Source organism: Streptomyces sp. NBC_00440 (assembly GCF_036014215.1).
Lineage (GTDB): Bacteria > Actinomycetota > Actinomycetes > Streptomycetales > Streptomycetaceae > Streptomyces.
In genome coordinates this window covers 7,299,889-7,326,213 of the sequence record NZ_CP107921.1, presented here as the reverse complement: position 1 = coordinate 7,326,213, position 26,325 = coordinate 7,299,889, and the positions used below count along the sequence as shown (strand labels likewise).

At 71.5% G+C, this 26,325-nt stretch carries 23 protein-coding genes; 8 read left to right on the top strand and 15 right to left on the bottom strand.

Annotated features, from left to right (window positions below):
* Nucleotides 1-16: 16 nt before the first annotated feature.
* On the bottom strand, nucleotides 17-955 hold the full coding sequence (locus OHB13_RS32670) for a GDP-L-fucose synthase family protein (RefSeq protein WP_328379491.1): 939 nt from the start codon (nucleotides 953-955) through the stop codon (nucleotides 17-19).
* Nucleotides 956-1,080: 125 nt separating this feature from the next.
* Here OHB13_RS32670 and gmd point away from each other — a divergent pair, with 125 nt between their 5' ends.
* The 3 genes from gmd to OHB13_RS32655 all read left to right on the top strand — a co-directional run bounded on the left by gmd (nucleotide 1,081) and on the right by OHB13_RS32655 (nucleotide 5,632).
* Complete coding sequence (gene gmd, locus OHB13_RS32665; protein WP_266850995.1) at nucleotides 1,081-2,094, top strand: GDP-mannose 4,6-dehydratase; 1,014 nt, start codon at nucleotides 1,081-1,083, stop codon at nucleotides 2,092-2,094.
* Nucleotides 2,095-2,126: 32 nt separating this feature from the next.
* Nucleotides 2,127-4,865: a LamG-like jellyroll fold domain-containing protein gene (locus OHB13_RS32660; RefSeq protein WP_328379490.1), complete on the top strand. Its 2,739-nt coding sequence runs from the start codon at nucleotides 2,127-2,129 to the stop codon at nucleotides 4,863-4,865.
* An 83-nt stretch (nucleotides 4,866-4,948) separates the two neighbouring features.
* Nucleotides 4,949-5,632 (top strand): hypothetical protein, encoded by a 684-nt coding sequence (locus OHB13_RS32655; protein ID WP_328379489.1) that lies wholly within the window; start codon nucleotides 4,949-4,951, stop codon nucleotides 5,630-5,632.
* On the opposite strand, the gene OHB13_RS32650 is transcribed toward OHB13_RS32655, so the two are convergent.
* Complete coding sequence (locus OHB13_RS32650) at nucleotides 5,595-6,755, bottom strand: glycosyltransferase (RefSeq protein ID WP_328379488.1); 1,161 nt, start codon at nucleotides 6,753-6,755, stop codon at nucleotides 5,595-5,597. The genes OHB13_RS32655 and OHB13_RS32650 overlap by 38 nt on opposite strands.
* Nucleotides 6,752-7,288: a WcaF family extracellular polysaccharide biosynthesis acetyltransferase gene (locus OHB13_RS32645; protein ID WP_328334016.1), complete on the bottom strand. Its 537-nt coding sequence runs from the start codon at nucleotides 7,286-7,288 to the stop codon at nucleotides 6,752-6,754. The genes OHB13_RS32650 and OHB13_RS32645 overlap by 4 nt, the downstream gene beginning before the upstream one ends.
* 194 nt (nucleotides 7,289-7,482) lie before the next feature.
* Here OHB13_RS32645 and OHB13_RS32640 point away from each other — a divergent pair, with 194 nt between their 5' ends.
* Nucleotides 7,483-9,024 carry a hypothetical protein gene (locus tag OHB13_RS32640; RefSeq protein WP_328379487.1) on the top strand — a complete coding sequence of 514 codons (1,542 nt, stop codon included), beginning with the start codon at nucleotides 7,483-7,485 and terminating at the stop codon, nucleotides 9,022-9,024.
* On the opposite strand, the gene OHB13_RS32635 is transcribed toward OHB13_RS32640, so the two are convergent.
* From OHB13_RS32635 to OHB13_RS32625, 3 genes are read right to left on the bottom strand one after another with little or no spacing between them, the layout of a single operon-like run.
* A complete protein-coding gene (locus tag OHB13_RS32635; RefSeq protein WP_266851006.1) occupies nucleotides 8,997-10,241 on the bottom strand; it encodes a hypothetical protein in 1,245 nt (414 codons plus the stop codon). The genes OHB13_RS32640 and OHB13_RS32635 overlap by 28 nt on opposite strands.
* A complete protein-coding gene (locus OHB13_RS32630) occupies nucleotides 10,238-11,950 on the bottom strand; it encodes a lipopolysaccharide biosynthesis protein (RefSeq protein ID WP_328379486.1) in 1,713 nt (570 codons plus the stop codon). Before OHB13_RS32630 ends, OHB13_RS32635 begins: the two co-directional genes overlap by 4 nt.
* On the bottom strand, nucleotides 11,947-13,152 hold the full coding sequence (locus tag OHB13_RS32625; protein ID WP_328380445.1) for a glycosyltransferase family 4 protein: 1,206 nt from the start codon (nucleotides 13,150-13,152) through the stop codon (nucleotides 11,947-11,949). Before OHB13_RS32625 ends, OHB13_RS32630 begins: the two co-directional genes overlap by 4 nt.
* 187 nt (nucleotides 13,153-13,339) lie before the next feature.
* Between OHB13_RS32625 and OHB13_RS32620 the strand changes: the two genes are divergently transcribed.
* Complete coding sequence (locus tag OHB13_RS32620; RefSeq protein ID WP_266851009.1) at nucleotides 13,340-13,825, top strand: adenylyltransferase/cytidyltransferase family protein; 486 nt, start codon at nucleotides 13,340-13,342, stop codon at nucleotides 13,823-13,825.
* On the opposite strand, the gene OHB13_RS32615 is transcribed toward OHB13_RS32620, so the two are convergent.
* The gene (locus OHB13_RS32615) at nucleotides 13,785-14,507 is read right to left on the bottom strand and encodes a CDP-alcohol phosphatidyltransferase family protein (RefSeq protein ID WP_328379485.1); all 723 of its coding nucleotides are present in this window, start codon (nucleotides 14,505-14,507) and stop codon (nucleotides 13,785-13,787) included. The two genes, OHB13_RS32620 and OHB13_RS32615, sit on opposite strands and share 41 nt — an antisense overlap.
* A gap of 83 nt (nucleotides 14,508-14,590) precedes the next feature.
* Nucleotides 14,591-16,627 carry an ATP-binding protein gene (locus OHB13_RS32610; RefSeq protein ID WP_328380444.1) on the bottom strand — a complete coding sequence of 679 codons (2,037 nt, stop codon included), beginning with the start codon at nucleotides 16,625-16,627 and terminating at the stop codon, nucleotides 14,591-14,593.
* A 285-nt stretch (nucleotides 16,628-16,912) separates the two neighbouring features.
* On the opposite strand from OHB13_RS32610, the gene OHB13_RS32605 reads away from it, so the two are divergent.
* From OHB13_RS32605 to OHB13_RS32595, 3 genes are all read left to right on the top strand, one after another.
* The gene (locus tag OHB13_RS32605) at nucleotides 16,913-17,839 is read left to right on the top strand and encodes an SGNH/GDSL hydrolase family protein (protein ID WP_328379484.1); all 927 of its coding nucleotides are present in this window, start codon (nucleotides 16,913-16,915) and stop codon (nucleotides 17,837-17,839) included.
* 98 nt (nucleotides 17,840-17,937) lie between these two features.
* Nucleotides 17,938-18,558: a hypothetical protein gene (locus OHB13_RS32600; protein WP_328379483.1), complete on the top strand. Its 621-nt coding sequence runs from the start codon at nucleotides 17,938-17,940 to the stop codon at nucleotides 18,556-18,558.
* 214 nt (nucleotides 18,559-18,772) lie between these two features.
* Nucleotides 18,773-19,027: a hypothetical protein gene (locus OHB13_RS32595; RefSeq protein WP_266851017.1), complete on the top strand. Its 255-nt coding sequence runs from the start codon at nucleotides 18,773-18,775 to the stop codon at nucleotides 19,025-19,027.
* 105 nt (nucleotides 19,028-19,132) lie between these two features.
* Here OHB13_RS32595 and OHB13_RS32590 read toward each other — a convergent pair whose 3' ends face one another.
* From OHB13_RS32590 to OHB13_RS32560, 7 genes are all read right to left on the bottom strand, one after another.
* Nucleotides 19,133-19,786 carry an ABC transporter permease gene (locus OHB13_RS32590; protein WP_266851019.1) on the bottom strand — a complete coding sequence of 218 codons (654 nt, stop codon included), beginning with the start codon at nucleotides 19,784-19,786 and terminating at the stop codon, nucleotides 19,133-19,135.
* Entirely contained in the window at nucleotides 19,787-20,497 is a 711-nt protein-coding gene (locus OHB13_RS32585; RefSeq protein ID WP_328379482.1) for an ABC transporter permease, read from the bottom strand. It abuts the gene before it with no gap.
* Nucleotides 20,494-21,486, bottom strand: a complete 993-nt coding sequence (locus OHB13_RS32580; RefSeq protein ID WP_266851022.1) for an ABC transporter ATP-binding protein — start codon at nucleotides 21,484-21,486, stop codon at nucleotides 20,494-20,496. The genes OHB13_RS32585 and OHB13_RS32580 overlap by 4 nt, the downstream gene beginning before the upstream one ends.
* An 84-nt stretch (nucleotides 21,487-21,570) precedes the next feature.
* Nucleotides 21,571-22,524 (bottom strand): ABC transporter substrate-binding protein, encoded by a 954-nt coding sequence (locus OHB13_RS32575; RefSeq protein ID WP_266851023.1) that lies wholly within the window; start codon nucleotides 22,522-22,524, stop codon nucleotides 21,571-21,573.
* A gap of 50 nt (nucleotides 22,525-22,574) precedes the next feature.
* Entirely contained in the window at nucleotides 22,575-24,596 is a 2,022-nt protein-coding gene (locus OHB13_RS32570) for a CocE/NonD family hydrolase (RefSeq protein WP_328379481.1), read from the bottom strand.
* A gap of 167 nt (nucleotides 24,597-24,763) precedes the next feature.
* Nucleotides 24,764-25,084 carry a hypothetical protein gene (locus OHB13_RS32565; protein WP_266860545.1) on the bottom strand — a complete coding sequence of 107 codons (321 nt, stop codon included), beginning with the start codon at nucleotides 25,082-25,084 and terminating at the stop codon, nucleotides 24,764-24,766.
* 147 nt (nucleotides 25,085-25,231) lie between these two features.
* A complete protein-coding gene (locus OHB13_RS32560) occupies nucleotides 25,232-26,083 on the bottom strand; it encodes an alpha/beta hydrolase (protein ID WP_328379480.1) in 852 nt (283 codons plus the stop codon).
* Nucleotides 26,084-26,325: the final 242 nt, after the last annotated feature.

Here is a 26,325-nt window from a genome sequence, read left to right as displayed (position 1 = left end):
CCGGGCCCAGAGACCGTCAGCCGCGCTTCCAGGCGGCGTAGGTGGCGGCGATCCCGTCGCGCAGCGCGACGCCCGGCTTCCAGCCGAGCGAACTCAGCCGGGTGATGTCGAGCAGCTTGCGCGGGGTGCCGTCCGGCTTGGAGGTGTCCCAGCCGATCCGCCCCTCGAAGCCGGTCACTTCGGCGACAGTGGCAGCGAGTTCACGGATCGTCAGGTCGGCGCCGCAGCCGACGTTGACGGGTGCGTCGCCGTCGTACGAGCGGAGCAGCAGGGCGCAGGCGGAGGCCAGGTCGTCGACATGGAGGAACTCCCGGCGCGGGGTGCCGGAGCCCCAGAGCACCACCTCGTCGCGGCCTGCCGTGCGGGCCTCGTGGAAGCGGCGGATCAGCGCCGGCAGGACGTGCGAGGTCTCCAGGTCGAAGTTGTCGCCGGGCCCGTAGAGGTTGGTCGGCATGGCGGAGATGTAGGCCGCCCCGTACTGCTGCCGGTACGACTGGATCTGCACGATTCCGGCGATCTTGGCCAGTGCGTACGCCTGGTTGGTGGGCTCCAGCGCCCCGGTCAGCAGGGAGTCCTCGCTGATCGGCTGCGGGGCGAGCTTCGGGTAGATGCAGGACGAGCCCAGGAAGAGCAGCCTGCCGACGCCCGCCGCGTGCGCCCCGGCGATCACGCTCAGCTGGATCTGCAGGTTCTCCTCGATGAACTGGACCGGGTAGGTGCTGTTCGCCATGATGCCGCCGACCTTGGCCGCGGCCAGGACGACCGCGTCGGGACGGGTGTCACCGAGGTAGCGCTCGGTGCTCACGGCGTCGCGCAGATCCAGTTCGGTACGGGTGCGGGTGAGGACCTGGTATCCGTCGGCGGTGAGCCTGCGGGCCACCGCCGATCCGACGAGGCCGCGGTGGCCGGCGACGAATATACGGGCGCCCGGCGGCAGGAACAGCGATTCAGTCATGAGCCGGATCATGCCAGGACGAAGCCCGTCACCGGGGCCAAGATGCTGACTTATTTCCCGAACCACAACATAACCGCGGGGTCCGGGCGGGTCCCGGACCGGTCCGCCAGAGAGGGACATCCCATATGAGCAAGTCCGCACTGATCACCGGAGTCACCGGTCAGGACGGTTCCTATCTGGCCGAGCTGCTGCTCTCCAAGGGCTACACGGTCCACGGGCTGCTCCGGCGTTCGTCGAGCTTCAACACGGAGCGGGTCGACCACATCTACCAGGATCCGCAGCAGCCCGACCGGTCCTTCGTGCTGCACCACGCGGACCTCGCCGACGGGGTGGCGCTGGTGAACCTGCTGCGTGAGCTGAGACCGGACGAGGTCTACAACCTCGGGGCCCAGTCCCACGTCAGGGTCTCCTTCGACGCCCCCCTGTACACGGGCGATGTGACGGGTCTCGGGGCGCTGCGGCTTCTGGAGGCCATCCGGGCGAGCGGCATCGAGACCCGCTACTACCAGGCGTCGTCCTCCGAGATGTTCGGCGCCACCCCGCCCCCGCAGCACGAGGGCACGCCGTTCCATCCGCGCAGCCCGTACGGCGCGGCCAAGGTCTTCGGGTACTGGACCACGGTCAACTACCGTGAGGCGTACGGCATGTACGCGGTGAACGGCATCCTCTTCAACCACGAGTCGCCGCGCCGGGGCGAGACCTTCGTGACCCGGAAGGTGACCCGCGCGGTGGCGCGCATCAAGGCGGGACTCCAGGACCGGCTCTACCTGGGCAATCTGGACGCCGTACGCGACTGGGGGTACGCCCCGGAGTACGTGGACGCGATGTGGCGGATGCTCCAGCACGACGAGCCGACCGACTTCGTGGTGGCGACCGGAGTGGCGGCGACGGTAAGGGAGTTCGTGGAGACGGCCTTCGCGCACGCGGGTCTGGACTGGGACAGGTACGTCCGCTACGACCCGAAGTACGAGCGCCCCAGTGAGGTGGACGCGCTGATCGGCGACCCGGCCAAGGCGAACGAACTGCTCGGCTGGAAGCCGGAGGTGCTCGTGGAGGAGCTGGCCCGGATCATGGTGGACGCCGATGTGCGTCAGGTGGCGGACCAACTGGCCGGTGCGAACGTCCGCATCGACCGCTGACGTGAACGACTTCATGCCTGGGGGGTATGTACATGCGTAGATCCAGATCCAGATCGAGATCCAGAGGGCTTTCGGCCGCCCTCGTCCTCACTGTCACAGCGGGTCTGGGGGTGACAGCCGCGGCACCGGCCACGGCGGTCACCCCTCCGGTGGCGTTCACCGCGGACAACCTGCCGACCTGGCAGACCAACGGAATCGTCTGGGCGCTGGCCGAGGCGCAGGGGACCGTCTTCGTCGGCGGTACGTTCTCGCAGGTCCGGCCGCCGGACGGGGCGAGCGGGACGCCGCAGGACGCCGTCAACTTCGTGGCGATGAACGCCGCGACCGGGGCGCCGACGTCCTGCAAGCTGTCGTTCACCGTGAGCAGCGGCACCGCGACCGTGCGGGCGCTCGCGGTCTCGCCCGACAAGAAGACCCTGTACGCGGGCGGCTACTTCGGCGCCGTCAACGGTGTACAGGCCAGCAGCCTCGCGGCGATCGACATCGCCACCTGCGCCCCCGAGCCGGACTTCCACCCGAGTTTCCCGGCGACCGTGCGGGCGCTCGCGGTCACCGGCGACACGGTGTACGCGGGCGGCGACTTCGGGACCGTCGCGGGCGAGACCCGCAAGCGGTTCGCCGCGGTGGACAGCGGCACCGGGGCGCTGCGGCCGTTCCGGGCGGACGCCGACCTGCCGGGCCGCGCGATCGCGGTCACGCCCGACGGGCACGATGTCCTGCTCGGCGGTGACTTCTTCACCGTCAACGGCGCCGACTCGCACGCGCTGGCCGTGGTCGACGCCACATCGGGCGACAACGTGAAGACGTATCCGGGCTTCATCGAGACCAACTCGGTCGTCAAGACCATCGGGACCGACGCGACCGGTTTCTACACCGGCAACGAGGGGACGGGCGGCGGCGTCTTCGACGGGCGGATCGCGCTGAACCTCAGCGATCTCGGCCAGCGCTGGCGCGACACCTGCCTGGGCGCCACCCAGGCCGTGCTGTCGTACGAGAACGTCCTCTACAGCGCGTCGCACGCCCACGACTGCTCCAGTGTCGGTGAGTTCCCGGACGGCCCGCGCAACCATCTGCTGGCCCAGCCGACCACCTCGGTCGGCAAGCTCGGCTGGTTCCCGAACACCAACGACGGTCTCGGCGAGGGCATCGGCCCGCGCGCACTGGCCGTATCGGACACCGGGTCGAACAAGTACCTCTGGGTCGGCGGCGAGTTCACCACGGTCAACGCCGCGCCCGCGCAGGGGCTCACCCGGTTCGCGGCGAGCCCCGACACCGGGGTGCCGGGCGTGCCGCAGGCCAGTGCGTCCAGCATCAAGCCCGGTGAGGTGCAGGTGCGCTGGCGCTCCAGCACCGATCTGGACGACAGCAAGCTGACGTACAAGGTGTACCGCAACGGCTCGTCGACCCCGGTGTACACGGCGGACGGCGATTCGCTGCCGTGGTCGCGACCCCAGATGTCGTTCAGGGACACCGGCGTGACCGCCGGCCAGACCTACACCTACCGGGTCACGGCGACGGACGCGGCGGGCAACGCCAGCGGTCTTTCGCCCACCGCGACGGTCACCGTTCCCTCGTCGGCGGAGGCGTACCCGACGGCCGTCCTCAAGGACGGAGCCACCCAGTACTGGCGCTACGACGAGGGCAGCTCGCCCTTCACCGGCGACTCGTCCCCGTCCGACAGCAGCGGAATCCAGCTCAACGGGCCGTCGCTCCGGCAGACTCCCGCCGCGGTCAACGGCCCCAGTGCGGCGATAGGTTTCGACGGCACCGATCAGGTCGTGTACAGCGACCGCAGGACGACCGTGGACGGTGACTACTCCATCGAGACCTGGTTCAGGACGACCACCGACCGCGGCGGCAAACTCGTCGGGTTCGGCAACAACACCACGAAGACCAGCAGCAACTACGACAAGAACATCTACCTGACCGACGACGGGCATCTGGTCTTCGGTGTGTACACCGGCGGGGCGCAGACCGTCACGGCGCCGGGCACCTACAACAACGGTGCCTGGCACCATGTGGTCGCCACCCAGGGCGCGTCCGGTATGGCGCTCTATGTCGACGGTGCGCTGAAGGCGTCGTCGAAGGTGACCGGCAACCAGGCGTACTCCGGCTACTGGCGGGTCGGCGGTGACCAGCTCAACGGCTGGCCGCAGCAGCCCACGAGCAACTTCTTCGCGGGCCAGATCGACGAGACGGCCATCTACCCCTCGGTGCTCACCGCGCAGCAGGTGGCCGACCACCACAAGCTGGCGAGCGCCCCGGCGGACACCGTCTCCACCGTCCGGGCCACCGAGGACAGTTACGTCAACGCGGGTGCGCCGGGCACGAACTACGGCACGTCGAACTCGATCGCCGTGCGCGGCACATCGGCGTACGCGTCGTATCTGCGATTCACCCTGCCGTCCGCCCCGGCGGGCACGGTGCTGAAGAGCGCCAGGCTGGCGGTGAAGACCTCGACCCAGACCGGAGCGGGCTCGGCGGACAGCCAGTCCGTCGTCCCGGTCACCGGGGACTGGACGGAGTCCGCCCTGACGTACAGCAACCGGCCCGCACCGGGTCCTGGCACACTCGGCACGCTGAGCGGTGCGACGGACGGCTCCACCGTCTACTCGGCCCCGCTCGACACGACCGCGCTCACCCCGGCGCTGGGCAGCCCCTACAGCCTGGCACTGACGAGCACGGGCACGGATCCGCTCTGGCTGTGGTCTCGCGAGGCCACCGCGGCCGACGGCACCCCGCAGCTCGTGCTGACCTTCGGCGCACCGTGATCCGCAGGTGACGCCACCTCACTGACAGCGTGCGGGGCCCGGTCAGCCGGGCCCCGCACCGCCCGTACCACAGGAGCACTCTCATGCGTCCACTCCACCGGCGTGCGGCGGCCGCCGCGGCCGCGCTGGCCGCCCTCGTCTCCGTCTCCGCCTGCGGTTCGTCCGGTTCCCCGCACGACGGCGGGAAGAGCGGGGCCGGCGCCCGGCACAGCCCGGCCCCGGCGGCGAGCATCCCGGACCAGCAGACCGCGACCGGTCCCGCGCCGTCCCCCTCGGCGAAGGAGCCGATGCTGCCGGACTCCCGGCTCACCCCCGTCACCGGCTCGTTCAGCAAGAAGGACAAGAAGTATCTGAGCGGGCGGGTGCCGCAGGACATGGATCCCTCCGCCGTGCTGCAGACGGGTCAGGAGAGCTGCCAGCGGGTGGCCAGGACCGCCGCACACGACAGGAACGCGGCGGTGGGGGCGGTCATCGCGGGTGACATCCCCGACGCGAAGGCCGCCATCACGCTGCTCTGTCCGGACCAGAAGCCGGTGCTCAAGGCCGCGGACGCGGGCTTCCCCGACGGCACCCGGAAGAACCCGCGGGCGGGCACCTACCGCGCCCTGACGTCCGCTGCCGACTGCACCTGGCGGGTGTCGGGAAGCGGCGGCAAGGTGCTCGCATCCGGGCCGGGCACGGGCGCCAAGGGGACCGTCGAGGCCCGGATCCCTGCGGGCGCGGCCGAGTTCACGTCTTCCGGCTGCTACGCCTGGGTGCCCGCGTAACACCGCTCGCGCACCCCTCGTACACCCCGATGAGGGTGTCGAGCACGGCGTCCATCGAGAACGCCTCCGCCGCCAGCTTCCGGGCCGCGGCGGAGGCCGCCTCGTTGGCGCCGGGGTCCAGCAGCTCCAGCACCCCGGCGGCCAGCTCCGCGGCGCCGCCGACCACGCGGCCGGCCCCGGTGCCCGCGATGTCCCGGGCGAGCCCGTTGGAGTGCGTGACCACGGCGGGCGTCCCGGCCGCGAGGGCTTCCAGGACCGACATCGGGAACGGCTCGTCCACCGACGGCAGCACATAGACGTGGGCGTGCTGTAGCTCGGCGAGCATCTCACCGGCCGAGAGCGAACCGGGGCAGTGCACGCGCTCGCCGAGCCCGAGGCTGCTGATGAGCGCCTGTACGGAGGCGAGTTCGCCCTCGTCGGGCCCGGCCACGACGAACTCGGCGTCGGGGTGGTGGCGCAGGATCTCCGGGACCGCGGCCACGAAGTCCTGCGGCCGCTTCCTGGCCTGGAGCCTGGCCGCGTACAGCACGCGCGGGGGTCCGGACGGGGTGGGCCCGGCCTCCTGGGCCGGCACTCCGTTCACCAGGCGCACCAGGTGGAGGGGGTTCCCGGGGCCGGTCGGGGCGACGGCTTCGAGGCCCCGGCGCTCGTGGTCGGTCAGATACAGCACGGCCGATGCGCGGCGGAGCACCCTGCGGACGGCCAGCGCGTCGAGCACCTTCGCGAGGAGCCGGTCGCTCGGGTCGACCATGCCGTGGGTCTGGAGCACGAGCGGCTTGCCCGCGCGCAGGGCCGCCAGGGCGACCGGCAGGGTCACCAGGTCGCGTGCGAGGTGCACATGGACGAGGTCGGCGTCGCGGACCAGGCGCCCGGCGGCCGCGACCAGGGCGGGCGACGTGATGCCGCTGAAGCCGAGCGGCAGCATTCTGCGGGCCTGGAAGAGCCGGGCGGGCACGCCCTCCACCTCGGTGGGCAGCCGCCCGCCGAAGCCGTCGCCGAGGGCGACGAGCCGCGCCTCGTGACCGCGCTCCCGCAGTCCGCGGGAGAGGTTGAGCGCGACCCGGACGGGACCGCCGAAGGCGTGCGTCGGGCTGTGCAGGGTGACGGTGTGCAGGACTCTCATACGGGCTCCTGCACCGGACGCCGGCCATCCGCCGTGTGCAGCGTGAGGTCCGGGAGGTCCCGGTGGACGACCGTGCCCGCCGCGACGACGGCCTGCGCGCCGATGGTGACGCCCGCGAGCACCGTGGCGCGGGCGGCGACCCAGGCGCCGTCCTTCACCACGATCGGGGCGTTGCGGTAGCGGAAGTCGGCGGCACGGTGGTCATGGCTGCCGGTGCAGAGCAGCGCCTCCTGGGAGACACAGACATGCGCCCCCAGGGTGACCGGCTCCAGATTGAGCAGCCAGGCACCCTCACCGATCCAGGTGTGGTCCCCCACGGTCAGCTTCCACGGCCACAGGACCCGTACCCGGTGCCGTATCAGCACCCCTTCACCGACCGTCGCGCCGAAGGCCCGCAGCAGCGCGACCCGCAGCCGGGCCGGGCAGAACCACGCCATGAAGACGGTGTTCATCACGGCGAACCACAGCGCCTGCGTCAGCCGCCCCCGGCCCTTGTCGTATCCGGCCAGCGTGAACGCCGGTAGATTCCGCATCACTTCACCCCCACTGGCGCCTCCCCAGACGCCTGAGCGCTCAGCCTAGTGGGTGATACGCGCAGCCGCCGGAAGCTACGGGAGGACAGCGGCCTCGGTAGACTGCGGGCGGGGAAGTACAGCGGGGCGTTCAACCAGGGACGTTCAACAGGGTCGTTCAACCAGGGGCGTTGAACAGGGGGCGGGGGCCATCCATGGCGACGGACACCAGCGAGGGCGCCCGGCCGGAAGCTCCGGCCGCTGCCGCCGGGCGCGGTCCGCTTCCAGGACCTGTCCTGCCCCCCGCGGCCGCCCTCCGCTTCGCGCCCGCCGTCTCCCCGCGCACGCTGCTCTCCCGGGCCCTGTCGGTGCCGCTCGCGCTCGGGCTCTCGCTCGTGCTGCCGCTGCTCGTCGCCGTACAGCCGGGTGACGGGGTCCACGACGCCGCGTACTGGCTCCAGCTCACCCTGACCGTGTACGCGGGCGCCAGGCTGTCCGGCATGGTGCTGACCAGCCACCGCAAGCTGCTCCAGGGGTCGTTCTGGCTCTTCGTCTACATGGCGATGGGGGTGGCGCCGCTGGCACAGGCGGTGCTCGGCAAGGTCCCCACGCCGGTGGTGGGGCCGCGCTCGGACGTGACGGAGGCCGTGGCGCTGGTCCTGATCGGGTGCGCGGCCTTCGACGTGGGGGCGCTGCTCGCCCGGCACCGGCCCGGGGGCAAGGGCCGTGGTGAGACGCGGCCCGCGCTGGTGCACCGCAGGCGGCTGTATCTGCTGGTCGTGGTGGCTTTCGTGTGCAGCGGGGCGCTCGTCGTCAAACTGGGCGGGCCCGCCGTCTTCTTCAGCAGCCGCCAGGAGATCATCGCAGGGATCGAGGAGGCGGGCATCTCGCAGGCCGACTCGCAGGCCGGTCAGGCCCTGCTGCGCGGCTTCGGTACGGTCCCCGCGCTCTTCGCGCTGCTCGCGTACACGCGCTGGCTCGTCACATCGCGGCGGGCCCGCAGGTCTCCCGCCGTGATCGGCGTCTGGTTCGCCCTGGCCGCGCTGAACACGGTGGTCAACAACCCGATCTCGAACCCGCGTTACTGGTTCCTGACCGTGCTGCTCGCACTGTTGTTCACTCTCTTCCCGGTCAGCGCGGCGATGTACCGCTCGGCACTGAGCCTGGGGGTGGTGGTGGCGCTGGTGATCTTCCCGTTCGCCGACCGCTTCCGCTACGACGAGCAGAACTACCACCCGGTGGAAACCACTTCGGTGCTGGAGCCACTGGCGCTCAAGGACTACGACCAGATCGGGATGTTCGCCAACACCATCACCTTCGAGCGGTCCGGGGTGGGGCACCTCTACGGCAAGCAGCTGGCCGGGTCCATCCTGTTCGCCGTTCCGCGCTCGGTGTGGCCGGGCAAGCCGCACGACACCGGTGTGATGGTCGGTGAGTGGATGGACGCGGTCAACACCAACCTCTCCTCGCCGATCTGGGCGGAGCTGTGGATCGACTTCGGTCCGGTCGGAATGACCCTGGGGCTGCTCGCGATGGGATACGCGGCCGCCCGGGTGGACCGGAGATACGCCCGCCGCGCGATCCGGCGTACGCCTCCGGGCAGCCTGATCTCGCTCGTGGTGCCGCTCGTCGCGGGCTACTCGTTCATCCTGCTGCGCGGTCCGCTGCTCCAGGCGTCGGGGCGGGTGGCCATCGCGGTCATCTGCATCGCGATGGTCACCACCTACCGTCAGGACAGGGGCGCGGCGCTGCGCTGAGCGTCCCCGTCGGCGACCGGACCGGCCACCGGGCCCAGCCGTACGACCCGGGCCCAGGCGGCGACGGCCTTGAGCGCGGAGCCCGCCGCGAGCCCCCAGGCCGCCCCGATGGCGCCACCGAGCGGATAGCCGCCGAGCATCAGCGCCACGGAGACCAGCGAGAAGACCACCTGGAGCGACAGGGTCGCGCGCGGGCTGAGCACCCGGAGGGTGACCAGGGCGCAGGTCCCCAGCGCCATCACCGCGTACTGGCTGCCGGTGGCGGGCAGCAGCGCGGACGCCGACTGCCAGGTGGCGCCGAGAAGTTGGCGCCCCACCCGGTCGGGCAGGGCGTACAGGACCGCGGCCCAGCCGAAGCCCACCCCGGCCAGTACACAGCCCAGGACCGCGGCGGCTCGCGCGGTGGCGCGCCGGCCGCCCAGTCTGCCGAGTACCGGCGGGCCGAAGGCGTTGACCGAGTTGAACAGCACGTTGAGCGGGCCGAAGAGGGTGGTGGCGCCGCGCAGCGCGCCGACGGCCAGCGGGCTGGCGAAGAGGCCGAGGCCGAGGACCGCCAGCTGGCTGGAGGCGTTGCCGACGGCGAACTCGACGACGAACCGCATCCCGAGGTGGCCGCGCCGCAGATAGCGCCGTACCTGGGTGGTGGCGCCGCTCACCAGGGGCCGCAGCAGGAGCAGGCCGGCCAGCAGCGCCGGGACGGCGGAGAGCCCCCAGACGGCCACCAGCCGGGCGGGACCCGCGTGATGGGGCTGGAGGAGCAGCGCGGGCACCACGCAGAGCAGCCGCAGTACATCGGCGGCCAGCGCCCGGTGCGGCTGCTGGAGCGCGGAGAAGGAGTAGCGCAGCCCGTCCTGGAGCAGCACGAAGGGCAGGACAAGACCCAGCGCCAGGAAGGTGTGCCCGAGCCGGCCACCGACGGCCGCCCCGCCCGCCGCCAGCAGCGCGCCGGCGGCGAGCGAGGCGCAGGCGGTGAAGGCGGCGGCCGAGCGGCACGCGGATGCGAGCGCCGTCCGGTCGCCGCGCTCCAGTACGACTGCCTGGCCGACGTACGACATGTTGAGGCCGAGCAGCACCGTGAACGTCAGATAGACCATCGAGAACGCCGCGAACCCGGCGGTGGTCGAGACCCGGGCCGCCATCACCAGGACCAGGATGTTGGTCAGGCTGGATGCGGCCTGGTCCAGCACCGAAGCGGCGACGACGGCCGAGCGTCTCACCGGTCTCCGGCGCGGATCGTGCCGAGGGCGACGGTGTCGTCCCCGGCGGGGACGCGTGGTGCCGCCGGGGGCGGTGCCGGAAGCTGCGGCGCCGGGCCCGGCGGCAGGGGTCTGCCCGATGCCCGGCTGCCTCCGCCCCGGTGCCCGGACTTGGCCGCGGTACGGCGGCCCGCCCTGCGGGAGGCCGCGTGGGTGACGGCGCCCAGTACGGTGCCGCCCGCGCCGGTGATCAGCTCCCGGATGCGGACGAGGTCGGCCCGGTGCACGGCACGCGGATCGCAGACGACCAGCACACCGTCCACCCGGTCGACCAGCGCCAGCGCGTCGGCGTAGGCAAGGACCGGCGGGGCCAGCACGACGACCGTCGCGTTCGGTGAGTCGGCCTCCTCGATCAGCCGGGTCACCCGGGCCGATGTGAGGGCGCGCGCCACATTCCGTACGCGCTCCCCCGGGATCAGGTCGAAGACCCCCGACTCGCCCGCGTCGACCTGGAGTTGCCGCGGGCCCGGCCAGCCGGACTCGTCGAAGTCGGGCGGCAGGCTCCACCCGGGGCGGCTGGGCGAGTTGGCGCGCAGCCGGGCGGTGAGGGACGGTGTGCGCAGGTCCGCCTCGACGAGCAGCACGTCCTTGCCGGTCTCGGCGAACGACGCGGCCAGGTTGGCCGCCACGGCCGCCGCCGCTTCGCTGTTGCCGCCGCGCGGAGCGGCGACGAGCAGCCGGCGGCGGTCGGCGAACCGCTGGTCGTAGGCGAGCCGGAAGGCCACGGAGCGGTACTCCTCGGCGAGGCGGGAGTCCGACTGGTCCACGGCGAGCAGCGGGCCGCCGTCGGCGACGCGCGGCAGGGTGCCGAGTACGGGGGCCCGCACCGCACGGGCGACGTCGCCCGACGAGCGGGGCGACGGGTCGAAGACCAGCCGGACCCAGGCGGCGAGCAGCCCGAGCGCGATACCGACGGCGCCGCCGACACCGAGCGAGACGATCAGCCCGAGACCGCTGGAGGCGGTCGGCGGCACGGCCTTGACGATGACGGTGCCGGCCGTCATGTCGAGCGCCTTGAGGCTGGCTATCTGGCTGTTGAGCGTGCCGACCTTGCTGAGCAGGTCGTCATTGCGGGCCCGTGAGGAGTCGGGGGCCCCGCTGCCCTCGGCCGCCAGCTGCTTGGCCAGGTCGTTCTGCTCCTTGGCGATCGGGTTCAACTGATTCTGGGACTTGGTGACCATGCTGTCCCGGAGATCGCCCCACTGCTTCTTCCGCAGATCGAGGTACGCCTTGGTGACGGCGTTGGCCCGGCGGGCCGCCTCCCCGGGCGAAGTCGTCGTGTAGGTGAAGTGGAGCACCATGGTCTGCGGCGGGTTGGTGACCTGGAGCCCGCGCTGGAAGGCGGCCAGCTGACTGTCGGGCAGGCCCAGGGCCTTGACGGCGACCTCGGCGACGCTGCTGCTGACCGCGGTCTGCCGCTCCGTGCCCATGTTGATGGTCTTGTCGACCGAAACGGCCGGGTTGAAGGGGTCGTTGGTGGGGGCGCGCAGCCGGATGTCGCTGGCCGCCGCATAGCTCTCGGCGGATGTCACGCCGAGCCAGGCTCCGCCGAGCAGGCCGACCCCGATCCCCAGGCCGATGAGACGGCGGTAGCGCAGCAGTTGCCTGAACTGGTCCCTCAGCAGGTCCGGTTCGTCGTCCCGCGCCGCGGAAGCATGCGTGTCCGTCACGTGTGTGGACCCCCCAAGGCCTCTTCGATCAGTGCGTCGATCCGCGCCAGTCCCGCGTCCCTCGACAAGTGGGACGCCACATGACGCGGCCCCTCAGCCCCCAGAGCATCGGCGGTCACCGGATCTGCGGCGAGTCTACGCACCGCGGCCAGCAGAGCGTCCGGATCCTCCGGGGAAACGAGCACCCCGGCCCCCGAGCGGAGCACTTCCTGAGCGGTGCCGCCCTCGGCGGCGACGGAGGCGATCACCGGCCGCCCCGACGCGAAGTACGAGGTCAGCTTGGAGGGGACGCTCATGTCGAGCACCGAGGCCCGCTGGGTGACCGCGAGGACGTCGGCCGCCGCGAGAATGTCCGGGAATTCACCGTCATCGGCGGGCGGCATGAACAGCAGATTGGGTACGTCGGCGGCGAGCGCGGCGAGCGTCCCGCGCTGGTTGCCGTCGCCCATCAGCACCACGCGCAGGGCCGGATCACGTCTGGCCGCCTCGACGAGGACGTCGAGCCCCTGTTTGAGCCCCATGTTCCCGGAGTGCAGGACGACGGTGTCACCGTCGCGCCAGCCGAGCCGGGCCCGGCTCTCCGCGCGCGGGCGCGAAGGGCCCGGTATGTGGTTCCAGTTGGGCACGAGGCGGATCCGGCCGGGGTCGACGCCCATCGCCCGTACCTTCTCCACGAAGGTCTCGTGGATCACGCCCACCAGTGTGGCGCGGCGCAGGGCGTACGACTCGGCGCGCTCGGCCAGCGCTGCGGCGCGGTCCCCGCCGCGTATCCCGCTCTGCGCTGCCGCCGCCCCCATCAGGTCCTGCACCACGGGGACGTACGGCGCCTTCCAGCGGGCCGCGAGCCGGGCCCCGAGCACGCCGCCCGCGAGGCTGGGCATCTGTGCCAGCACGGCGTCCGGACGGCCGGTCCTGGGCGGCGCGGCCAGGCCGTGCAGCAGGATCGTGCCCTCGAAGAGCGCCCGCCGGACGGCGGTCTGCCGGGGCGGCACGGTGTGCCGTCTGCGGTGCACCCGTACGCCCTCGCGCTCCTCGGACCGGCGCCAGACACCGGCGTACGCCGGGTCCGTCGTCCAGGACGGGTAGTGCGGCATCCCGGTCAGTACATGTGTCTCGTGGCCGCACCGCGCCCAGTGTTCGGCTATCTGTGTCGCATACGGGGCGATACCCGCGTGCTCCGGCGCGTAGTTGGTGGAAACCAGCAGCAGTCTGCGCCGGTTCGCGGCCGGTTCGTCGTTTCGTCGCGTCTGTGTCACGCGGCGGTCCTTTCCCCCCAGAGGTGAACCTGTCGGTTCACCCCGATCGTTCACTCAACCTGAACGGAATGTGCACGCTATCGTCAGTACCTTCCACCACGCCGGGGGGTGTGGTTCGCTGGGGGGTTCAGTCATGACAGCAGGCAAACGGCACCGGGTCGGATACGCACCCGGCGCTTACGATCTCTTCCATATCGGGCACCTCAACATCCTTCGTCACGCGCGCAGTCAGTGCGACTACCTGGTCGCCGGAGTGGTCTCCGACGAGATGGCCGAGCGGGCCAAGGGGCGCCGCCCGATGATCCCGCTCGTGGAGCGGCTGGAGATCGTCCGCAGCGTCAAGTACGTGGACGCGGCGTTCGTGGAGACCGTCGCGGACAAGGTCGAGACCTGGCGGCAGGTGCGGTTCGACGTCCTGTTCAAGGGCGACGACTGGCGGGGCACCGCGAAGGGCGAGAAGCTGGAGCGGGATTTCGCCGCGGTGGGTGTGGAGATCGTCTACTTCCCGTACACGGTGCACACGTCGAGTACGCAGCTGCGCCGGGCGCTCGACGTACTGGCCCAGCCCGAACCGCAGTTCAGCGCCGAACTGCGCTCAGTTCCCGGAACCACTTCATGAGGAAGGCGGCCAGGAACAGCGCGCTGACCGCACCGAGGACCGTATAGGCCCAGCGGAAGCCCGCACCGGCCCCTAGCAGCAGGAAGACCAGGCAGAAGATCCCGTGGTCGACCGGGAGCAGCGCGACCGCGCGCAGCCGCGACGGTGCCGCGGCCGGGCTGCCGGGGGCCGGCCGTGGGGTGAGCTTCTCGGTGAGCAGTCCGCCGAAGAAGGTGACGACGGCGGCGAACTGGAAGCCGAGCGGCACCAGCAGCCAGGCGTCGTCCGTCACCCCGAAGTGGCCGGGGTGACGGTAGAAGGCGATGAGTACGGTGGAGTGCAGTGCGGTGATCTTCGCGCAGTCCACGACATGGTCCAGCCACTCCCCCGCCGCGCTGCCGCCGCCGCGCAGCCGGGCCAGCTGACCGTCGGCAGAGTCGAAAGCGAACCCCACGGCGAGACCGGCCCACACGGCGACGCCCTGCCCCCAGGAGGGTCCGGCCAGCGCCACACCCGCCACGGCGGCGAAGCTGAACACCGCGCTCACCAGAGTCACCTGATTGGGGCTCAGCCCCAGGGCGTACGACCCGGCCGCCAGATAGCGGCCCACCGGGCGGTTCACATAGCGGGAGTAGAGCGACACCCCCTTGGCGGACTTCTGCGCCGTCCGCAGTTCGAGCAGCGCGGTACCCACGGATCCCATGGCCCCCCCCAGGTCATCTGTGCACAAAGTGTGAACATCATCGCAGGTGTACGGCCACCTTCAAGACCACCCGGTTCATGGGCTCATGACAGCGGCAACTGCCCGTCCAGAGCGCGGGCGAGGTCCGGGGCGGTCCGTACCGAGGCGCCCCGGAGGAAAGCCGCGGTGTACGCCTCGTCCCCGATGGCCGCACGGGCGCTGCGCTCGCACTCCTCGCGTACGGGTCCGAGCTCCGGGGTGCCGCGCTGCGGGTGGCCGACGGTGCGCCAGAACGCCTGGCTCGTCCCGTAGACCAGGGCGGCCCGGTCACCGTCGCCCTGCGCCGCTACGGCGGCCGCGAGAACGTCCAGGCCCAGGGCGATCCCGAAGGCGTCACCGATGTGCCGCTTGCCCATGAGCATCGACTGCGCATGGGCCGCCGCGTCGCCGGGCCGGCTCTGGAAGAGCGCGATCAGCGCGAGCTGGTACTCGGTGTAGGAGCGGGTCCACCAGTCGCCGGTCGCCACGCACGCCTCACGCAACTCGGCTGCCAGAGCGTGTGCTTCGGCGAGTCGGCCGAGTCCGGTGAGCGCGAACACCTCGACGAGCCGGCACTTGCGGCGGGACGCCGAGTCCCGCGTCATGTCCGCGGAACCCGGCAGCCGCACCGCCACGGTGTGTGCCTCCGCCGGCCGGCCGGCCATGAGGTGGCTGAGGCCGAGGAGATAGGCGGCGGCGAGCGACTCCTCCGTGTCGTCCCCCGGTCGCGCTTGCGCGTCGCACTGGAGCCCCAGTTCGTGCGCCAGGTCGTGCTCACCCTGGAGCAGCGCGTTCACACCGAGCACCCACTGCGCCCGGCTCCGGACCGGCCCCCGCTCCGGGTGGCGGGCCAGGGCACGTTCCACGAAGCTGCGCAGCTCGTGCAGATGGCCGCAGCAGCTCCAGTAGAAGCCGATCAGGCCGACCAGTTCGAGTGCGCGTCCGGGGTCGGTGACCAGCAGCTGTTCCAGCGCGGTACAGAGGTCGATGTGTGCGTCGGCGACCCGCCGGTACCACTCGCTCTGTTGCGGACCGGACCAGCCGGCATCGGCGTCACGCGCGAGGGCCAGACAGTACGCGGCGTGGCGCTCGGCCAGTTCCCCGCCCTCAGCCAGCTCCGCGAGCCACATCCGGCCGTACTCCCGCACGGTGTCGAGCATGCGGTACCGCGAGCCGTCCCGGCCGACGACGGATTTCTCGGTCAGCCCCCGCAGCGCACGGCCGACGCCGTCCGGGGAGAGCGGCCCTCCGGAGCAGACGGCACGTGCGGACTCGGCGTCGAAGGGGCCGCGGAAGACGGACAGCCGCGCCCAGAGGAGCCGTTCCAGCGGTTCGCACAGCTCGTGGCTCCAGCCGATCGCGGTCCGCAGGGTCCGGTGCCGCAGCGCCCCCGGCCGCCCGCTCAGCACCAGTGTCTCGAAGCGGGAGCTCAGCCTCTCGGCCACCTTCTCCACCGAGCTGTCCCGCAGTTGCGCGACGGCGAGTTCCAGCGCCAGCGGGATGCCTTCGAGCTGTCGGCAGATCCGGTCGGCCGCGGCGGCCGCGCCCGGATCCGCCAGCGAGAGACCGGGCACAGCGTGCCCGGCCCGCTCGGCGAAGAGCGCGAGCGCTGTCCGCTCGCCTTCGACGGGCAGCGGTTCGATCTCGACCACCCGCTCACCGCCGACTCCCAGTGCCTGCCTGCTGGTCGCCAGCACCGTGAGACCGGGGGCCGCGGTGAGGAGATCGCCCACCAGACTGCGGCAGGGCCCGACCAGGTGTTCGCAGGAGTCGAGCACCAGCAGCCCCTGTTTGTCGGAGAGCCATGCGCAGAGCGCTTCCACCTGGCTGCGCGTCGTGTGGTCGGAGAGTCCGACGGCGTCGCAGACGGTGGGCAGCAGCAGCTGCTCGCCGGAGAGCGGCGAGAGGTCCGCCCACCAGGCGCCGTCCGGCCAGTCCGGTGCCGCACGGCCCGCCACGCGGAGCGCGACACGGGTCTTGCCCACCCCGCCGATCCCGGTCAGCGTGATCAGCCGGTGCCCCGCGAGAGCGTTCCGGAGATGGTCCAACTCGTTCTTTCGTCCCACGAGAGTCGTGGCCTCGCGAGGAAGGTAGCCCGCCACCGGAACAGTCTCGCCTACTTCGCGCGTCGTCGGCACCACGGGGCGCAGCCCTCCTGACGGCCCGGGGACACGGTTCGGACACACACGGTTCGGACACAGGCGTCGCGGGCGAACACCGTCTCGGCACAGCGGCGTTGAGGCACCGCCGCCGCACCGCGTCGGTGCTCGACAACGCCGGTGAAGTGAAGGAAGTTGTGGTGGACGGCGCCGCCCGCCGCGGCGCAGCCGTCCTCGGCACGCCACAACCGCACAGCTTCACCGCACAGCCAGGAGCCGGGAGCCCCAGTGAACTCACCACGCCGCACAGGCATTTGCCGCGAAGTACGACGGCTGGCCGGGGCCGCCCTCGCCGCTGCGGCGCTCGCCGTCTCGGCCACGGCAGCCGGCCTCACGCCCGCGGCGGCGGCCGGCGGAGGCACGGCGGGCGGGGCCCGCCAGGTGTATGTGGCGCTGGGCGACTCGATGGCGGCGGCGCCGTTCGTCCCGCACCGCACCGGTCCCGCCGCCTGCGGACGCTCGACCCGCAACTACCCGCACCGGCTGGCCGCCCGGCTCAGGGCCGCCGTCTTCCGCGACGTCACCTGCAGCGGCGCGCAGACCGGCGACATGACCGCACCGCAGCGGCTCTCCGTACTCGGCGTGGCCGCGGGCACCGCGCCGCCCCAGGTCGACGCCCTGACCCCCGGCACCACGCTGGTGACCCTGACCATCGGCGGCAACGACGCCGGTCTGGTCGGCGTCGCGGGCAGCTGCGTCCGGCTCAGCTCGCTCGGCGGGTACTGCCAGGACACGTACAGCAGGTCCGGGGTGGACGAGGAGGCGGCCCGCATCGACGGCCTGGGCCCGAAGCTCGCGACCGTACTCGACGCCATCCACCGTCGCTCCCCGGTGGCCAGGGTGCTGGTCACCGGGTACGGGGACTACCTCAGGCCGGGCGGCTGCTGGCCGGCCGTGCCGCTGCTCGCCGGCGATGCGGACTGGCTCCAGGGCAGCATCGACCGGATGAACCGGGTGATCGCCGCGACGTCGGCCGCGCACCGCGCCGAGTACGTCGACGTCCGCACCCCGAGCGAGGGGCACGACGCCTGCCGGGCGCCCCGTGCCAAGTGGGTGGAGGGCTTCGTACCCACCGCACCGGCGGCGCCGCTGCACCCCAACGCGCGGGGCGAGCAGGCGTACGCGGACGTCATCCACGCCCGGCTGGCGGACTGACCGGGACTGACGAGGACTGACGGGGACGGGCGGGCCGCCACCGGCCGGGATCCTGAGCCACTGGCTGTCACACAGGTCCATCGTCCATACTGCGCACCGTGGAACAGCACATAGGTCCGAAGAGCCCGCCTCCCGTGCACGCCGCCGCGACCGATCCGGCGTACGTCCCCGGCCTCATGCCGCCGCGCGCCGACACACAGGCCGCCGAGTCGCCGGAACCTGCGGACGGGGAAACCCCCGAGCGTACGGAGGGATCCGCCGATACCGCGCCGCCGCAGGAGCCGGCCGGGGACGGCGCTCCGGACGGAGCGGCTGCGCCGGAGAGCGCCGCCGCGCCCACTGAGCCGACGGAGGCCGGTGCCGACGCCGCGGAGCACGAGAGTTCCGGACCGGAGGACGCCGGGCGCGAGGGCGATACCGAAGCCGGCGAAGACGACGGAGCGGACCCGGCTTTCGAGGTCGCCGACCGCCGTTCGGTGATCATCGCGAACCGTGCGGGCATGGTGCTCCGGCTGGACGACCAGGAGGCCGAGTTCGACTGGAGCGAGATCGGCGCCGTCGAGTTCGAGACCGCCAAGTACGGGCGCCGTCTGACCGTCTTCGTCCATATGCCGAACCGCCACACCTACCAGGCCGATGTCACGGCGTCCGGCCGGGACCAGCTCAAGGAATGGTCGGCGCAGCTCGATACGGTCCTGGACAGGTATTTCGAGGAGTGAGCCGGGGCCCTGTCCCGCGCCTCCCGCAGCCGGGTTCCGGCACCGCCGGCACGTACGAGAACCGCACCCCGGTCCCCACGTCCTGACCTGTCCGCCGCCCCGTCTCCCGGACAGGTGCGTCCGTTCGGCTGGGACCGGGCGAGGCGGCTTTGGGATGCCCCTCCTAACCGATATGCATGTGCTTGCCCATGTAGTCGTCGAAATAGGAGTCTTCATGCGTCTTCGCAGCATGCTCGTCGCCAGCGCCTTCGCCGCCTCCGCGGTGCTGGGCGGCGCCGCGTCCGCCTCGGCCCTCGACTGGGGTCACGGCCACGAGCACCACCACCACCACGGCATCGCCGCCGCCGGCGCCTTCCACGAGGAGAAGAGCGGCATCTTTTACCACAACATCGGAGGTCCGGCGGGTATCACCCACGCCGGGGCCTTCAAGGAAGAGCGCGCGGGCTGGTTCGCATTCATGGCTCACTGATCCGAGTCCCTGCCGCCCCCGGTACCGCACAGTCGCGGTACCGGGGGCGGCGGTCTGTCCGGACGGCGGCGGGGCGGGCTGCCGGGCTGATCCGGACGAGAGGTTCTAGGCGCGCGAGGCGCGCAGCCCCTTGGGCACAAGGAGTCGCTGGATCAGTGCGATCAGCCCGTCGGCGGCGAGCGCCAGGGCCGCCACCCACAGTGCGGCGGCGATCACCCCTTCCAGCCCGTAGTTGGCCTGGCCGAGGACGATGTCCCCCAGACCGCCGCCGCCGGCCACCGTGGCCAGGGTCGCGGCGGAGATGACGTACACCACCGCGATCCGGATGCCGGAGAAGAGCAGCGGGAGAGCCAGCGGCAGCTCCACCTTGAGAAGGACCTGGAGGGGTGTGAGGCCCATACCGCGTGCGGCTCGGACGGTGTCCGGGTCGACCTGGTCCACGGCCAGATACGCCTGGCTGAGGATCGGGGGGATGGCGGTGATCAGCAGCGCGACGGCGATGTTGACGAAGTTGAGGCCGAAGATGCCGAGGCCGATCGCGATGACCGCGAGGTTGGGCAGGGCGCGGCCCACGTTGGAGATGCTGGTGGTGACGAACTCACCGCGGTGCAGATGTCCGAGCCACAGCCCGACGGGTACCGCGACCACCAGCGAGACGGCGATCACGATCGCGCACATCCAGATGTGCTGCCCGGTCTTCTCCAGCATCAGCGACAGCCGATCGTGCATGAAGGTGAACGATCCGACGAAGGTGTCCATTTACGCGGCCTTCCTGCTCCGGGCCCACGGTGTGAGCAGCCGTCCGGCGAGTACCAGCAGTCCGTCGGCGGCCAGCGCCAGGATGACCGCGAGTGCGCCCGCGCCGATGAACTGGGTGTTGAACGGCGACTGCAGCGCCTTGAGGATGAGCGAGCCAAGGCCGGAGTCGATGACGTAGGCCGCGATGGCGACCGTCCCGATGGTCATCACCGTCGTGACCCGCAGTCCGGAGATGAGGGACGGCAGGGACATCGGCAGTTCGACCTTGAACAGGATCTGCCGCCGGGTCAGCCCCATGCCCCGCGCCGCCCGCACCGCGTCCTCTGGGACTTCGCGCAGCCCGGTGAGGATGGTGGTGAAAAGCAGATAGAGGCTGTACGCGATGAGCGCGATCTCCACGGTGAGCACGGAGAACCCGGTGACCGGGACAAGGAGTTGGAAGAGCGCCAGCGGCGGCACCGTGTAGAGGAACGACGAGAGGGCGGAGGCCGGCATCGCGAACCACCCCTGGAAATGGGCGAGTACGGCCATCAGGAAGGCGATGACGAAGCCGGCCACGACCGCGATCACGGTGAGTTCGATGTGCTGGACCAGCGCGGGCCAGAAGAGATTCGACCAGTGCGCGGTGAACCAGTCCATGCAGAAGGTGGAGTTGTTCGCCACGCAGGCGCTGGGGCTCCCGTAGTCCGGGATGACGGGTGCTGCGCTCATGCCGCGCCCGCCTTCCGTACGGCGTCCATCGACGCGGTGCCGATGACGGCTCCGCCGTCTCCGGTGACCCGTACGGCGTCGGCGCCCTCGGCCACCATCAGGGAGAGCGCGGAGCGGAGCGTGGCCTCACCCGGGAGGACGGGCAGCTCGCCGGTGCCGGTGTCCGGGGCCCGGGTGAGCTCCAGATCGCTGAGCCGGACCAGGGACAGCCGTTTCAGTCCGCGGTCGGCGCCGAGGAAGCGGGCGACGAACTCGTCGGCCGGCTTCTTCAGCAGGGCCCGGGGCGAGTCGTACTGCGCGAGCCTGCCGCCCTCCCGGAGGATCGCGACCCGGTCGCCCATCTTCACGGCCTCGTCGATGTCGTGGCTCACGAAGATCACGGTCTTGCGGATGCGCTCGTGCAGGGCCAGGAACTCGTCCTGGACGTGTTCGCGGGTGATGGGGTCGAGCGCGCCGAACGGCTCGTCCATCAGCATGACCGGCGGGTCGGCCGCGAGGGCGCGGGCGATGCCGACGCGCTGGCGCTGGCCGCCGGACAGCTGGGTGGGGTAGCGCGAGCCGTACTCGCCGACCGGCAGGCCGACCAGGTCGAGCAGCTCGGCGACCCGGTCCTTGGTGCGTTTCCGGTCCCAGCCGAGGACTTTGGGGACGGTGGCGATGTTCGCCGCGATCGACAGATGGGGGAAGAGCCCCGTCTGCTGGATGACGTAGCCGATCGAGCGGCGCAGCTGGATGGGGTCGAGATCGCGGATGGAGCGACCGCCGATGCGTATGTCGCCGCCGGTCGGCTCGGCGAGCCGGTTCACCATCATCAGCGCGGTGGTCTTGCCGCTGCCGGACGGGCCGAGCAGCACGCAGATCTCCCCCGCGGGCACGGTCAGCGACAGGTCGTCGACCGCGGGCGACGCGGAGTTGGGGTACGTCTTGACCACGTGGTCGAAGACGATCTCCTGCGCAGAGGTGGAGATTTTATGGCTTTCCTGGCTCATTGGGGGCTTTTTCTCCTGGAGGGCGGGAAGGTCGCGGATGGGTGGCGGGACGCCGCCGCGGACGTCGCGGGGCGGCTGCCTGCGTCAGCTGATGTCGTTGGCCTTCAGGAACTTGGCCGCGACTTCGGAGGGGGCGAGCCGTACGGTGTCGACCGCCCGGTTCATCTCGCGTACCGCCTGGTCAGTGAGGAGCGCGTCCACCTTGTTCAGCGTCCTGGCGAATTCCGGACCCTGTTTCTCCTGCACGCCCTTGCGTACGACGGGGGCCACGTTCTGGAAGCCGTAGTAGCCCTTCGTGTCGTCGAGAAGGGTGTAGCCGCCGCGGGCGAGTTGCGGGTCGGTGGTGAAGACGTCGGCCGCCTCGACCTGTCCGTGGTCGAGGGCGGAGTACTGCAGACCGATGTTGAGGGTCTTCACCTCGGTGTTGTGCAGCCCGTACGCCTTCACCATGTCGCGGTAGCCGAGCGCGCCCTCCATGTTGTCCGGGTACTCGGCGAAGACGACATGGCCCGCCTTCTTCAGATCGCTGATGGTCCTGAGCCCGTGTTTCTTGGCGAAGGCGGGCTTGACGGCGATCGCGTCGCGGTTCTGGAAGGGGGTCGGGGGCAGCATCGTCAGCCCGCGGGTCTCCTCGTAGGCCTTGGCCTGCTGGAAGGTCGCGGCGGCGGAGTGCGGCACTGTCCTGCTCCGGGCCAGGACCTGGAGGATGACCCCGGTGTACTCGGGGTACAGGTCGATCTGACCGGATGTGAGCGCCCCGTCGATGACGGTCGTGCTGCCGATGTTCGACTTCAGCTCGACGTTGTATCCGGCGTGGGTCAGCGCCTGCTTGTACAGCTCACCGATGATCCACTGCTCGGTGAACTCCTTCGCTCCGATGACCACGGTGGGCTTGCCGGTGGTCTCGGAGACGGCGCTGCAGCCCGAAAGGGCGGCGAGGGACACCAGGGCCAGACAGCCGGCCAGGGCCCGCGAGGAGCGGCGGGCCGGCGGGCGCCGCAGGGGCCGGCGGCCGGTCGCCGGGGCCGCGTTCGCCATGGGGGCCGCTGGAGCCGGGGTGAGTGCCGCAGGGGTGCGGCGCAGGCGCCTCACACCTGGTCCCGGGGGACGCTGAAGGACCAGGTACGGCTGAAGATCTCGCGCTCGTCGTCGCCCGAGCCCTCGAACGCGGACAGCTGGTTGACCACGCAGAAGTCCGTGGCGTCGGCGGTCATCCGGGACCGGGTGCTGATGCGCGTCGCCCAGTCGCCCCGGCTGATGGACTCCTCGCGCTCGCTCTCCACCGCCGCGGAGAGCGGGTCGCCCTCGACCAGCCGGAAGCGGTTGAGGTCGCTGCCGGTACGGGTGAGTCCGTCGGCCCGGTCGGTCATGGTGCCGTCGGCCGGGGTGGTGACGATGACCTGCTCCCCGGTCTCGTAGTCGTAACTGACCCGCCTGTCACCGGGTATCGCCGTCAGCTCGATGCTGTGCGGCGGGACGTCGAGCGGCGGTCCGTACGGGCGCAGCCCGGCCTCATCTGCGGGGCGGGGTGCGCGTACCGGCAGGGTCAGCTCGCCGTGTGCCGTGTCGAGTTCCAGCGCCACCTGCTCGGGCGAGGGCCAGATCCAGGGCCACAACGAGGCGGAGACGGAGACCCGGACGCGGTTGCCAGCGGCGAAGGCGTGACCGATGGCGAACAGCGGTACCGCCACCTCGTAGGCGCGGCCCGGTTCCAGCGGTCGCGGGTCGGTGTGCCCGTCCCGGTGGGTGAGGTTGAGGAAGCCGGTGGTGACCAGCTTGGAACTGCCGTCGGGCCAGACCTCGCAGAGCCGCACGGCGAGCTGCGCCTGCGGCCGGTCGCTGGTGACCCGCAGGGTCACCTCGGGGGCGCCGAGGATCTCAAGACGTTCGGTGAGGGCGGGACCGGTGAAGGTCTGCGAGCGGCCGTCGTCGGCGGCCTGGTCCCCGTACTGCCCCGGTATGTCGCCGAACTTGAGGAAGTCGCCGCCGGATGCGCCGATCGCGAGCGGCGAACGCAGGACGGCCGTGCCCCGGCCGCCGCCGAGCGTGCTGAGCGGGATGACCGACGCCTCGACGCCGGGGGCCGGCCAGGAGGGTTCGGCGACCCAGCGGCCGGGGCGCTCCTCACGGTCGGCACCGACCGGGCTCGGGTCGGGTATCCAGGCCCGCAGGGCGGGTTCGTCCATGATGCCGTTGTCGGCGCCGCCCATCCAGTGGTCGAACCAGCGCACGCACTCGCCCTGGAAGTCCATGGCGGGGCCGGGCTCGGCCTGGTGGGGGTAGGTGTGCGCCCAGGGACCGAGCATGGCCTTGGCCGGTACCCGCAGGTTCTCCATGAGGCGGAAGACGGCGCCGCGGTACGGGTCGAGCCAGCCGCCGACCGCATAGACCGGCACCTTGATGGCCGAGTAGTCCTCACAGACGGAACCGTGCCGCCAGTAGGCGTCCCGGCGCTGGTGGGCCAGCCACTCCTCGGCGTACGGGACGGTCCGCTCCAGCCGGTCCAGCCACTCGTCGCGCCAGGATTCACCGAGCACGGCGGGGTCGGACGGGCGGGCGTTGTACGCGAGCATCGTCGCGGCCCAGGGCAGCATCTCGGAGGCGAGCAGGGAACCGCCCGCGTAGTGCACGTCGTCGGCGTACCGGTCGTCCGTCGAGCAGACGGTGACGATGCAGCGCAGCTGGGGCGGCTGGAGGGCGGCTATCTGGAGGCCGTTGAAGCCGCCCCAGGACTTGCCGATGATCCCGACCTGGCCGTCCGACCAGTCCTGCTGTTCGATCCAGGCGAGGACTTCGAGCGCGTCGGAGAGCTCGGTGGCGTGGTACTCGTCGAGCATGATGCCGCTGGAGTCACCGCTGCCCCGGCAGTCCACCCGCACCGCGGCGTAACCGGCCCGCGCGAACTGGCCGTGCAGCGTCACGTCGCGCGGAGCCGTCCCGTCGTTCTTCCGGTACGGGATGTACTCCAGGACCGCTGGGACCGGCCCTTCGGCGTCGGCGGGAAGCCAGATCCGGGCGGCGAGACGGGTGCCGTCCTCAAGGGGAATCCAGACATGGCGCAGGACGCGTACGGGATGCTGTGCGGGGGTTGGGGTGGTGGCAGTGCTCATGTTTCGGCACCTTAGAGGAGCCTCACATTCCGTTTGTCCCGAGTGCCCGTGTATACCTGGGTTGTTCAACCGTGAACAAAAGCACAGGCATAGGGCAGCTCATTATGGGTAAACACCCCATATTTGCACGTTGGTGTGCACGTACCGGCGGGTAATGCCCGCTGCCCCTACGCCGGATCCGGCCCGTCGAGGAACCCGAGCAGCACGGCCGCTTCCGCACGGAGCCGTTCGGCCCGGTCGGCGTGCGCGGGCGCGGTCAACTCCGCTGCGGCCCCGAGCCGTTCGACGGCCTCGGCGCGCACGATGTCCGCCATGCTCCGCTCGCTCAGCTCCCGCCTCGCCACGTCGGTGGCGCCGGCACCGGCCGGCGACCCCTCCAGGGCCGAACTGCCGGGAGCGGCGGCGTCCACCGGCACCGCCCCGGCGTTGTCCAGCGCGGCGAGCGCCGAACGCAGGGCGCTCACCGTGGCCTTCTCACGGGCGCGCATGGCTGCGGGCAGGGCTTGGCGCATACGGTTGTGCAGAGACATGCGGTGACCCTAACGCCGCCGCGCCTCGTGTCCCCAACGGAATATCCGTAACTGCCCGGTATCCATCGGTGCCGGAAGGGTTCCGGGGTCGGAGACCGGTCCCAGCTAGACCGCGAGGCTCCGGGCGACGGTGTCGGCCGCGAGGAGCGGCAGCGAGTGGTGCGAGACCCCGGGGAGCACCTCGGCCCGTACTCCCGGCAGCGCCGCACGCGCCGCCGCGGCCACCCGGGCGGCGTCGTGGCAGCGGGCGCGCTCCGCCAAGAAGAGGTCCGTGGGAGGCAGGCCGGGCCCGGTGAGGTCGGGGCGCGGACCGGTGACGGGCCGGACGGTCGGGAAGCCGGCCGTCGTGTCCTGCAGCCGCAGCCAGAACGGATCGAGATCGGCACCGGCGGTCTCCCAGGCCAGGAACCTCCTGATCCGTACGGGAGTTGGCCGCAGCAGCATGGGCAGCGCACGCAGCACATAGCCGGGCCGGAGCCCGGCGAACACCTGCACGGGGTCGAACAGCACGAGACGGGCCAGGCGCCGGGGGTGCCGGGCGGCGTGGTGGGCGGCGATCCAGGCGCCGTAGGAGTGGCCGGCCAGTGTGACGGGACCGGAGGCGGCGAGCCCGTCGATGACCGCGCCGAGCCAGCCGTCCAGGTCCCCCGTGCTGCGGATCGGCCGCCCCTCGGCCGGGACGCTGAGCCCCGGCTCGCCCACCAGGTCCACGGCGTGCACCCGGTGGGTACGGCCCAGCCCCGCGGCGACCGCCGCACGCCAGACCAGGGAGGTCGCCCCGCCGCCGGGCAGGAGCACCAGGGGCGGCGCGGCGAGAGGACCGCAGCTGTTGATGCGGGTGAGGCCGTACGGAGTGGGAAGTCCGCGGCTGTCCACCGGGAATGGCCACTGGGCAAGCGCATCGTCGTAGGCGGCGCGGAAGTGCGGTGACGCTGTTTCGGCCGGCTTGGCGGACACGGTGGACTCCCTTACCTCGCTGGGCGACAGTCTCGTCAGTCCCGTGAGTTTCGTTCAGCGAGATATTAGGGATGTCGCGGGAGCCGGACCCACTCTTCCGGGGATGAAGCCCGTGTTACGGCCGCACGAAATGAACGGCCGCCGGTCAACGGCCTTCCCGCCCGGTCAGCGCTCGCACACCGGATGCCCCTCGTGGACGTTTCCCCTGCTCAGAGCTGCGACAGCCGCCCTCATCCGGTACC